The organism is Sulfurimonas sp. NW7, assembly GCF_051132265.1.
GTDB classification, from domain to species: domain Bacteria; phylum Campylobacterota; class Campylobacteria; order Campylobacterales; family Sulfurimonadaceae; genus Sulfurimonas; species Sulfurimonas hydrogeniphila.
This window is the reverse complement of sequence record NZ_CP093235.1, coordinates 2,159,239-2,170,583: the sequence shown is the minus strand read 5'-3', so window position 1 is coordinate 2,170,583 and position 11,345 is coordinate 2,159,239. Positions and strand designations below refer to the sequence as shown.

General features: G+C 33.7%; 8 protein-coding genes. 4 read left to right on the top strand and 4 right to left on the bottom strand.

Annotation, left to right across the window (positions count from 1 at the left end; translation table 11 throughout):
* Positions 1-101: 101 nt before the first annotated feature.
* The 3 genes from MLC35_RS11340 to MLC35_RS11330 are packed head-to-tail and all read right to left on the bottom strand — an operon-like array spanning position 102 to position 5,765.
* Positions 102-3,692, bottom strand: a complete 3,591-nt coding sequence (locus MLC35_RS11340; protein ID WP_434637062.1) for a hypothetical protein — start codon at positions 3,690-3,692, stop codon at positions 102-104.
* Entirely contained in the window at positions 3,685-4,317 is a 633-nt protein-coding gene (locus tag MLC35_RS11335) for a hypothetical protein (protein WP_434637060.1), read from the bottom strand. Before MLC35_RS11335 ends, MLC35_RS11340 begins: the two co-directional genes overlap by 8 nt.
* On the bottom strand, positions 4,317-5,765 hold the full coding sequence (locus MLC35_RS11330) for a hypothetical protein (protein ID WP_434637058.1): 1,449 nt from the start codon (positions 5,763-5,765) through the stop codon (positions 4,317-4,319). The genes MLC35_RS11335 and MLC35_RS11330 overlap by 1 nt, the downstream gene beginning before the upstream one ends.
* Before the next feature lie 113 nt (positions 5,766-5,878).
* Here MLC35_RS11330 and MLC35_RS11325 point away from each other — a divergent pair, with 113 nt between their 5' ends.
* The 4 genes from MLC35_RS11325 (at position 5,879) to MLC35_RS11310 (ending at position 7,811) form a co-directional block, all read left to right on the top strand.
* On the top strand, positions 5,879-6,469 hold the full coding sequence (locus MLC35_RS11325; RefSeq protein ID WP_434638321.1) for an ATP-binding protein: 591 nt from the start codon (positions 5,879-5,881) through the stop codon (positions 6,467-6,469).
* 101 nt (positions 6,470-6,570) lie between these two features.
* On the top strand, positions 6,571-6,822 hold the full coding sequence (locus MLC35_RS11320; protein ID WP_151899288.1) for a hypothetical protein: 252 nt from the start codon (positions 6,571-6,573) through the stop codon (positions 6,820-6,822).
* A complete protein-coding gene (locus MLC35_RS11315; RefSeq protein WP_434637056.1) occupies positions 6,819-7,502 on the top strand; it encodes a glucosaminidase domain-containing protein in 684 nt (227 codons plus the stop codon). The genes MLC35_RS11320 and MLC35_RS11315 overlap by 4 nt, the downstream gene beginning before the upstream one ends.
* Before the next feature lie 153 nt (positions 7,503-7,655).
* Entirely contained in the window at positions 7,656-7,811 is a 156-nt protein-coding gene (locus tag MLC35_RS11310; RefSeq protein ID WP_434581635.1) for a Fe-Mn family superoxide dismutase, read from the top strand.
* A 20-nt stretch (positions 7,812-7,831) separates the two neighbouring features.
* Here MLC35_RS11310 and metH read toward each other — a convergent pair whose 3' ends face one another.
* The gene (gene metH, locus MLC35_RS11305) at positions 7,832-11,320 is read right to left on the bottom strand and encodes a methionine synthase (RefSeq protein ID WP_434637054.1); all 3,489 of its coding nucleotides are present in this window, start codon (positions 11,318-11,320) and stop codon (positions 7,832-7,834) included.
* Positions 11,321-11,345: the final 25 nt, after the last annotated feature.

Here is an 11,345-nt window from a genome sequence, read left to right as displayed (position 1 = left end):
TTTATTATACAACTTTATCTCATTATTAAAGTTTAATAATACTTGTTTTTTTTTACATTTTTTCTATATTATATGATTTTAAATAACTAAAGCACTGAATATTAACAAACTAAATACTGGAAATATTCTATAAGACTTTTATTCCCATTGAGCTTATTTGAATCTAAAATTTCTATAAATAAATCGATTGTGTCTTCATGGGAATTAAAATTGTCTAAAAAAAGTTCTCTTGGTAGTTGCCCCATAATGATTAGTTCCATGATTTTTTTATAAAGTTCAGATACTGCATGTTCAGTTTGCATGTTAGCTTCTGAGTTTTGCTTTGCAATTTTATAGATTTCAAGTTGTGCCTCTAGATAGGGTACATGACTAGCTTGGATAATGTCAAAATCAGATATAGCTGGTAATTTTGATTGTTCTTCTTTTGATAAACTATGACAAATTGTATTATATATTTCAGTATTTAATTTTTTTGTTATTGCTAAATAGCCTTGTAATTCGGCTAAATCAAGTTCCGCTTCTTCTTCATAAATAATAGCTTCATGATCATTTAAATATTCTTCCATATTTTGTTTGTCGATTATTTTAAAATATTCAACAAGCTTAGTTGTAATCTGCATTATTTTAGAGTTTATTGCGGAAAAGAATTTGGGGCCTGTTAGAAAAAATGGACATATTGAACATCTATTGTGAACATATGAAGGGCAATTTAATGCATTAGTGCAGATACCAGTAGATAGATGTTCCCAAAATTGCGGTATGACAATTGCAAGTTTATTTATATCATTTTTCTTAATTATCTTTTGTTCTTTATCCAATAAAATAATACTGAAAAATAAATTCTCTTGTTCTAGTTTTTTTTGAATATCAGTAGAACTAAGAGTATGATACTTTTGATAAATATCAATAATTTCCTTTGCAAAAGTACGTGTATTTGTTATCCTAAAATTATTTTCAATAGCAGATTGTATGTCATCCTTAATATTCAATCTGGCCAATAAGTCGTAATCAATATATACTTGAAGTACAGTAGAAAAAGCGGTATGCCCCGACAACTTTAAAATAAACTCAAGACTTTTTCTGTCTTGGACTAAATGAGTTATATTGCTTTTTCTTAACGAATGAGGGCTAAAATATTCAGAATTAAATCGAGTATTTATTTGTGCTGCACTAAGTTTTTCTATTTCTTGATATGATGATGGAAATTGTTTAAATTTTCGTTTTCCTTCTGGAGAGAGTTGCACAAACCGTTGAATTTGTTGTAAATCATAGTCACTTAAATATAGTGCCTTTAAAAGAACTTTATAGTAGTATCCACTATAAGTAGAATGAGAAATAAAACCTTTTGCTCTGTTTGAGCATAATATAGGTTTAATCTTTCCCCATTGTTGATTTTCTTTTCTAAATTCAGCAGGTAATGCAGGAAAACAAACTTTGGAGTATTCTATGGTCTCTTTTAGTAATCGCATAACATCAACCGAATTATTTTGGTTATCATATAGTTTAAAGGAGAACTCGAAGAATTCACGTTCTATAAATATATTATTATTCTGATTTTTATCTGTTGTTAGTTGAAAACCGATAATATTATCGTACTGATCAGTAACAATAAATTGATCCCTGTCCAATGATTTGATATGCTCAGAACGCCACGGTAGACATAAATTTAGTAGCAACATTATGGGAAGTTGGGGCTCAACTTTGTCAAAATGTTTCCACATATATTGGGATTTATCAAAGTGTGTTTTTTTATAGTAATTATCTTTTGGTGGGTCAAAGACACAAATCTTTTTCATTTTTTCTAGCAAGTTTTTGTCAAAAGCCAATCTAGCTATTTTTCTATTTTTTGGCTCTTTATATAATGTGTGTAAAAAACTTTTTGGAAAAGAACCTCTAAGGTGTTCATCTGATTCAAGTGCCTGAAAACAAATCATTTGAATAGATTGTTGACTTGACATGGCAACATCGTTCTCATTAAGATATTGCATAAATTTTGATGTAATAATGATTTTATCACCACTTGATACAGTAGTTGTTTCAAAAAAATCTTTTAAACTATCAATTGTTATAACTTCAAAATTGTCATTTATATGATTTAGCAAAGCCAAAATAAATCTAGAGTATTTTCTTTGTTCTTGATTATTTTTTTGATTAGAAAAATATCGTATAAATGCTTTTTTGATATATTCCATCTTTGGACTAATGATATTTTCAGATAATAGTTCAATTGGCGATAGTATTATTTTTTCTGATTCGGCTCTTGTTTGTGAGATATTGATTGCTCCCATCCAAAATAAACAGCGCCTAATGGGATTCTCATTAACTGAAAACATTTTTGCAGATTTTTTGGATGCATATATATTTCTAATTTCAGTAATATTGTCATCGATAATTTCTTTAATGGTTTCTATATCATCATTAACCATATATAGGAAACGTAAAAAAAATATAAATTTTGCTTTTGAATTGGTTTTCATTTCATCATCTATAAGGTGCTGATTGGATGCACTAATAAGTTTGTAATCATTATAAATAAAACTTTCAAGCCTTTCCTTACTAAGAACACTTGCTATAAAAGTATCTGCATTAAAAATAAAATCACAAGGTAAGAGAGCGACTTTATTCTTTACAAGATATAAAAAAAACAAAAGATATGCTTGTTTCCTTTCTCGCTCTTTTTTTGAACTTTCATCAAGATAATCTATTTCATGCAACATTGATTGATAAGAGTCTATATCATGTAGCCTTGTTGTTCGTTTGCGTAGTTTTGGCATATGTTCGGGATTATGCATAAGAAATTGTAGGTAATCTTTCCAATAATCATGCATTTTATCTTTTGCTGATTCAAGAATATATATTGTTAAGTTTTGAGTATTAATGGATGGTAACTTTTGAATAAAGCTAACTATAAAATTATATTTATGAGTTAAACGTTTAAACTTTTGTCTAAATTTCTCGTCTCTTAATCTCATGCCAAAAAAGTTGTACCAAAAAGTATCCAATTCTTTTTCAGTAATTTTAGATGGACTTATTTGTAGTTTGTCTAAAATAGTAATAAATACTTCATTTATTCTGCCAGGTAAAAAAAATAATTTTTCATAATTTAAATAATATAATAATAAATCAACATAATGTTCTTTTTCCTGATCTGAAAGCTTTTCATTATAAAACTCTAACCAGAACACACCTATTTGGATTTCAGCATAATTCAATCTAAGTCTAGGTCTAACAAACCTTTTATTATTCGATTCACACCATTTCGCAAATTTCAGGATTTTTTTCAATATTTTTCGTTTTGCTTTATCGAAAAAAATATTAGAATGTTCATAATCAAGACAACTTGCAATAGCTGATTTTTCAAACTTTTTTAAATTATTGTAGTCATCAAAATATTTATACCATTCATTATTAATATTTGGATCTCTTGGATCACTGAAGACAATATGATTTTCTAAACAATGAAATATAAACCGTGGTACTTTTTCTTGAATTTCTCCAGAGTTATTATTAAATAACATATCATATTTTTCTAACTGAAGCCACAAAGCATAGTCGTGTGCTAAATGTATATCAAGCTCTTTACCAAAGCATTCTTGCCATACTTCTTTAATTTCTAGATCTCCATTTTCGCCATAAGAAAATTGTTTCTTTTTGGATATACAAAATTCAGCAAATGTTTGAAGCTTATTCATTTATTTTCAACCAATATTCTATAGGTAATTCTAGTTTTGATGTGATTTTATTTAAATGACTTTTAATAATTATTTCATTTCTGCTATCTTTTTGTATATGTACTATTGATACTGGTCCATCTTGTAGTAACCCATTTATAAAATGTAGTATATCTTTACAGTTACTATTTGAACTCTTTATTCCCTCTATTTTTACATTTGATGTATTGTAATCACGAGATAATTCTTGAACTTTTTGTTTTAAATCATTATTTTCTTTCTTTAACCAAATTGATTCATCAAGTAGTTCAATATAGTCTTGCTGCAACATATCCATTTTATCTCGAAGTTCAAATTCATCCACATATGATGTACTCGATATTTTTTTTGTTAAATCTAAATTTTGTTTTTTTTGAAATTTTTTCCATATACTCTTATAATATTTTTGACGTCCTATTGATTGTTGTTTTACAATATATTTTAGATCTATTTTCTTTTCAGCATAAATTTTTTCTAGTTCCTCTTCGATAGATTTAGCAGTTATTTTTATATTTTTTTGCAGCAAATTCTCACATGCTTCAGGAATTAACTCTCTGTTTAAATTAATTCGTGTTTCCTGAAATATTTTTGTTCCTATTGTTTGCATTATATTTTCCTTTTGAAATAAAATTCTGTATAACTAGTATATGATTTTAAGTAATCAGCCATTTTTTCTTGTTCTGAAGTTGAGCGTAATAGGTTTTCTACCATAGAATTTCTTGTCTTTTGACGCAGAGTAAAATAATTAAAGACACTTTCTCGTGACTTGTGCCCTAAACCAAACTGACACAAAGCTTGTGCTTGTTCCATAGATATATGATACATTTCATTTGTTGTATAGTCCGCCCACATTACTCCATACATATGTCTTAAAGAGTGCAAACCTTTTACCTTTTGTAATTGATTTACAAGATATTGATAATTCTTATTTAGAACTTTTTTTTCTTCAAATGACAAATTCATATTTTTTTCTTTCCATTCAGTATGAACCATATCAAGTAAAATATTAATTTTACTTTTAAAAGTTCTATAACATTCAGATGGTGTTAAGATTTTTCCTGATGATGTGTGAAAAACAAAAGGATGCCCATTTACAATTGGATTACCTTTATTGACTTTTGCTAAAACTTTAAAAAAATTATCTTTATATGTAGGTGAAATCCAAAGTAGTGGTGCATATTGTAAAGGAATTGGATATTTACAAGATACATATTTATATGGATTTTTTTCTAAATCTATATTATAATTTTTCATTATTGAAAAACGTCCTTTTCTGCCTGCGGCCCCTTTTTCATCAGAGTAAGGATCTACTATGTAGACTTCTCGTGTTTCATAACTATAGTCATCTCTCGTTAAACTTAATGCCTGACCTATTCTAGTACCAGCACATCCACAAAGTAAGTATATTGCTTGTTCTCTTGGGTTACTAATGGATAAAAGATTTAAAAATAATTCAGGAGGGAAATAAGATTCCAAATCATCAGACCCCCTTTTAATAGATAAATTTTTAATTAATTTTTTTCGTGGACCAAGTAATTGAGCTAAGAGGGGATTCATCATTAAACCATATCCACCACCCTTTCCATGTATTGATTTTTGCTTTAATAAATTCCAATCAACATCTTCACTAAATAGAGATTGTATATTTTCACCATTTTTCTTTTCTTTTAAAAAAGTTAAATACCATTGTACAGCTGTCATATAAGTATTTACTGTCTTTACTCCCAGTGGTTGCCTACTTAACACTGTGTAGTCCACTTCCATATGAACTCTTTTTGTTTTTATGATACGTTTTGTTTTAATCAATAAACCATTTCTTAATTCATCCCTAAATCGTAACATATAGTCATATAGTGATTCTAATTTTATTTGAGGTTTATAAATATAAAAGTGTAAAAAAACATTTAAGGCATTTGCATATGTACGTCTTGAGTTGTATTTGCTACCATTATTTTTAAGATCATTCATCCATTGAATAATTGAATCATCAATCCACCATTCACCATCAATATTAATTGCTATTTGAAAAATTCCAGCTTTCGTTTCTTTATACAAATTACATCCTATTTACATAACATATATCCAATAATAATACTTAATATTTAGTAAATAAGTGCATACTTATTATCATATTACATATTAATAGTAATACATTATAAAACAACGGTATACTGTTTTTTGATGAATTACCGCATTTTTCAAAAGCTGTTTTGGAATCACTCAGAGAACCAATGCAGGATGCAAAAATAAGAATTTCAAGAGTCAATTCAAAGGTAGAATATCCGGCTAAGTTTTTGTTTGTAGGTGCTATGAATCCTTGCCCGTGCGGAAATTTATTAGATTCACACAAAGAGTGCAGGTGCAGTGATCTGGAAATACAAAAATACAAAAACCGTCTCTCTGAACCATTTTTAGACAGAATAGATTTAAATGTGGTGATGCAAAATGTAAATGTCAATGATTGTCCAAGTTTTTCATCAAAAGAAATGCACAAAACGGTTATTGAAGCACATATATTTTGCCAAAAACGTGGACAAAAAGTATTTAATGCACATCTGTCAGATAAAGATATGGAGAGATTTTGCAAGATGGATAATACATCCAATACAATACTTCAGACTGCCATAGAAAGGTTTGCTTTGTCATTTCGAAGTATAAAAAAAATTCAAAAAGTTGCTCGGACAATAGCAGATTTGTCTCAATCGGGTTTGATTAAAAAAGAACATATGCTTGAGGCTCTTTCATACAGAAGAAGGTAGGTTAGTAAAAGATATTTATATATCTTTTACTTTCATTCAGTTACAATGGTTGGGATTGGTATTGTATGGAGTGTGCTTAAAATGAAGAGGAGAAAAGAAATATGCATGACAGAAGAAAAAAATCAAAAATATTACCGATCTTTTTTTTATTTTTGCAGATAACTGCATTTTTCTTTGCAAGCTGTTTCTTTTATCAGTTGGCAGTTATTATGGGGGTATCGGCTAATATTACAGTGCTGATTATAGCAATTGCCAGTGTATATGCCATAATAAAATTTTTTGCCAGGTATTTTGAAATTAAAAATCGGATAAAATATATGGACTATGAATATTTCGGAAAAAAAGAGAAGTGATAAAATTTGTTTTTATGTTGTGTATAAGCCCATCTCTGCTTGTTTTGAGTGATGAGCGTCTCATTATTAAAAAGAGCAAGAAGAGAGCAGCTACACATCAGCTGTCTGTAAAAGAGAAAAAAAAGAGATTTTTGATGTTGCTGGTTCCTATTATTCGTAAAGTACATAATGAACTGATGCAAAGATATAAAAGAATTGCAAAAGATATCGCGAATAAAGAAAACAGAGAAGAGATTGAGTTCTTGAAAAAAAAATATAAGGCGACAAGTGATGAGGATTTGTTGGCACGTTTGAAACCGCATCCTGTAAGCATTGTATTGGCTCAGGCTGCTATGGAAAGTTCATGGGCTACTTCGAGATTTTTCAAAGAGGCAAACAATGTTTTTGGAATGTGGAGTTCCCATTTAAATGAAAAACGTATTGCCGCAGGTAGAAAAAGAGGTGGTACACAGACGATATGGCTAAGAAAATTTGATACACTGGAAGACGCTATACGTGCCTATTTTGAGATGATTGCAACAGGAAAGGCATATCACAGGCTTCGTCAACTGCGTTTAGAGTATGATGATCCCTATAAAATAACACAGGGTCTTGATAAGTATTCTGAAATGGGAGAGGATTATATAAAGGTGTTAAACCAGGTGATTAAGTTTAATCATTTAACGAAATATGACCGCTAAAGTATTATTTTTGGGAGCTGCTGGGTTACGGAATAAATTTTATGGCAAAGAGTAAAATGATAGAGGTCTATTTAAAATAATTTTAGTTTTTTGGTTGCAGTAGTTTATTAAGCAGTGGAATAGTTGAGATGATTTTTACATCATGAAACGCCTCTGTTTACATGTGATGTCTGGGAACATGCCTATTATCTTGATTACAAAAATGAAAGAGCAAAATATCTGGATGCTTTTTGGGCACATATTAACTGGGACAATGCTTCAAAAGTATTTGCAGATAAAGAGCAGAAGAAAGAAGAAATAGGTCCCTGATTTATAAAAACACCTGTCGGCTACACATTGTAATATGTAGCCTCAGGATGGTATACAACAAGTGCCGAAGTTGACTGCTCGGGGTGTATTTGAAATGTTTCACTCAGTTCAATTCCAAACTCTTCCGGTTTTAAAAGATTAAACAAAGGACGGTTGAGCTCCAAGTCAGGGCAGGCCGCATAGCCAAAAGAGTAGCGGCTTCCCTGATATCTGTTCATGCGTACATCGGCGAGAGTGTTTCCTTCATCTTTTGCAATGTTGAGATCAAGGCGTATTTGTTTATGGGCAATTTCGGCAAGGGCTTCAGCAAGTTCAACCCCTAGTCCGTGAAACTGGTAATACTCCGTATAATCGCCTCTGTCATATATTTCGCGCTCCGCATCACTGATTTTACTGCCGGCACTCACACAGGTAAGTGCGATGACATCATGTCTGTCATTGTGAAAGAAGTCACTCAATGCACGGTGGGGCCTTTTTCTCTGACGAGGAAAGGTAAAAACTTCTTCGGCACGTCCTATGATGTGTTCAAGCGGTTCGCGGTTGATATCTTCTTCTTTGAACCAGCCCTCGCTTTCATCAAAAATCAAAAGGGAGGTATCATCGCTTCTGCATGGCCAGTAGCCGTAGAGTATGGTCGGCTCAAAAAGTTTTTCGTCTATAAAACGCTTTTTGAGTTTTTCATAGGCGGGCCAGACAACTTCATCAAGCTGTTTTTGGTAGGCTTCTTTTGTCATGCCTTTTGAGGAGTAGCCCCAGCGGGATTTGAAAAGTATTTTATGGTTTATCCATTCAAAAGCCATTTCAATTTGCTGCGAGGTAAGTTTAATTTCGCGTCTGCCCCAAAACGGCGGTGTCGGTACGGGCACATCCCGTGAAGGCATTTTTATTTCAGACAACGGCGGGATAATAACCTCTTTGACTTCTTTACGCTCTATTTCAGGTGCATCAGGATGCAGATTGGTATCAAAATTACCGGCTTCTATACGGCTCATGGCAGTGACACCGTCAAAAGCATCTTTGCAGTAAAAAATAGGACCGTCATACGCAGGTCGGCAAAAATCATCTATAAAGGCACGTGTAAGAGCTGCGCCACCCAAAAGAATCGGAATTTTAATACCTTTGTCCTGTAAAATATTTAAGTTTTCAAGCATCACCTGTGTTGATTTTACCAAAAGACCGCTCATACCGAGAGCCTGTGCATTTGATTTTTCCAATGTTTCAAGAAAGTTGTCAAGTTCTACTTTTATACCAAGATTGATGACCTTGTAGCCGTTGTTGGAGAGAATGATATCGACAAGGTTTTTGCCGACATCATGAACATCTCCTTTGACGGTTCCAAGAATAAGTGTCGTATCTGTCTCTTTTTCGATTTTTGGGAGATAGGGTTTGAGGTGATCAACCGCTTTTTTCATTGTCTCCGCCGATTGGAGCACAAAAGGGAGCTGCATCTGCCCTGAACCGAAAAGTTCGCCGACAACTTTCATGGCATCTATGAGAATCTCATTGACTATTTTTTCAGGAGCAATTTTGTGACGAGCCTCTTCCACAAGAGGAATCATTCTGTCTTTGTCCCCGTCCATCAGGAGTTTGGCTATCTTCTCTTCATCGCTCATTTTGAGATAGGCTTCATCTACCGCATCATTGTCAACTGCTTCTTTGGAGGAGAAATGTTCTATAAAAGTAAAGAGCGCTTCGCCGTTTGGTTTGCGGTTAAAAATCAAATCATCACAAATTTCCTGATCTTCTTTGGGAATCTTGTTCAGGGGAATAATATGCTTTACATTGATAATAACAGAAGTCAGTCCCGCCTCAACACAATGATGCAAAAACATAGAGTTCAAATAGGGTCTTGCATCTTTGTCCAGTCCAAAGGAGATATTTGAAAGCCCCAGGATGGCTCCGACTTCGGGATGTTTTTGTCGAAGCTGGCGAATTGCTTCAATAGTGTTAATCCCTGCATCAAAATACTCTTCATCTCCGGAACCCAAAGTAAAAGTGAGTACATCAAAAACCAGATCTTCTTTTTTGATGCCGTGACGGTTTGTTGCGAGGTCGATAATGCGCTCTGCTACTCTGATTTTGTCTTCAACAGTCTTTGCCATTCCTTTTTCATCAATCGTCAGACAGACAAGGCTCGCCCCGAATTTTTTTGCCAACTGGCAAACTGCATCAAATTTCGGTTCACCGTCTTCCAGGTTCACAGAGTTGAGAATCGGCTTGCCTCCGATATGTTTGAGGGCAGTTTCAAGCCCCTTTGTCTGGGTAGAATCGGGCATAAGCGGCAGGGCAATTTTTTGGGCATACATTGCCATGACTTCTGTCATATCTTTTGTTTCATCACGTCCCGCAAATCCGACATTGACATCAAGAACATGTGCGCCTGCACGGACCTGCTGTTGTGCAACGGAAAGCGTTCCTTCATAATCTTCTGCCAAAAGCAGTTCGCGAAAAGCTTTTGAACCGGTTGCATTGGAACGCTCTCCGACAAGCAGCGGTGCGGGTTCCTGCATAAGCGGTACGGTATTAAAGAGTGACGCTATGGAGTTTTGCTGAGAACCTGAAGGTATTTTTGGCGTTACATTTGTTACTTTGTTGACAAGTGCGCGAATATGTTGCGGTGTCGTTCCACAGCAGCCACCTAAAAAGCTTACGCCGTCATACTCTAAAAACTTCTCCTGTTGTGCTACAAATTCATCAGGTCCCATCGGATAATAAGTATAGCCTCCGCGGTTTTGCGGCAGACCGGCATTGGCATGCACACTGATTGGTTTGCCCCAGAGTTCACTGAGTGTTTTGACATGTTTGAGTACCTGCTCAGGTCCTGTTCCACAGTTGAAACCAAGAGAGAGAATATCAAAGGGTTCCATAATGGTTGCAATGGTTTCGGCATCTGTTCCTATAAGCATTGTTCCGCTGAGTTCGATGGTCACAGAAACCATGATGGGGATTTCGACCTCTTTTTGTCTGCAGGCTTCCTGAATGGCATGCAAAGCAGCCTTTATCTGCAGCGGGTCCTGGGCAGTTTCAATGAGAAAAACATCCACACCGCCGTCTATAAGCGCGATACAAAATTCAGTATAGCCTGCATACATTTCATCATAGGTGATATGTCCGAGTGAGGGGAGCTTTGTTCCCGGTCCGATAGAACCAAGACAAAAACGGGGATGTTCGGGTGTTGAAAAAGCTTCACACTGTTTTTTGACAAGTTCGGCTCCGGCACGTGTCAGTTCATACGCACGGTGGCCGATGTTGTATTCATCCAAAACCCAGGAAAAAGAACCAAAGGTATTGGTTGTGATGAAATCAGCCCCGGCAGTCAGATAGGCATGAAAGATATCATTCATAATTTCAGGAGCTGTAACATTTAAGAGTTCATTGCATCCCTCATTCCCTTCCCATGCCTCTTTTGGAATTTGATCATCACGTTGCTGGAGTTGTGTACCCATTGCCCCATCGATGATAAGCGGGCGTTTTTTGATAGTTTCCAAGATGTATTGTTTTGTTGTCATATATAAAATCTTTTTATTTAAATAT

Coding starts and splice junctions, on each gene's coding strand:
- MLC35_RS11320 (WP_151899288.1), top strand. CDS start 6,571: ATGCATGACAGAAGAAAAAAATCAAAAATATTACCGATCTTTTTTTTA.
- MLC35_RS11340 (WP_434637062.1), bottom strand. CDS start 3,692: ATGAATAAGCTTCAAACATTTGCTGAATTTTGTATATCCAAAAAGAAA.
- MLC35_RS11335 (WP_434637060.1), bottom strand. CDS start 4,317: ATGCAAACAATAGGAACAAAAATATTTCAGGAAACACGAATTAATTTA.
- metH (WP_434637054.1), bottom strand. CDS start 11,320: ATGACAACAAAACAATACATCTTGGAAACTATCAAAAAACGCCCGCTT.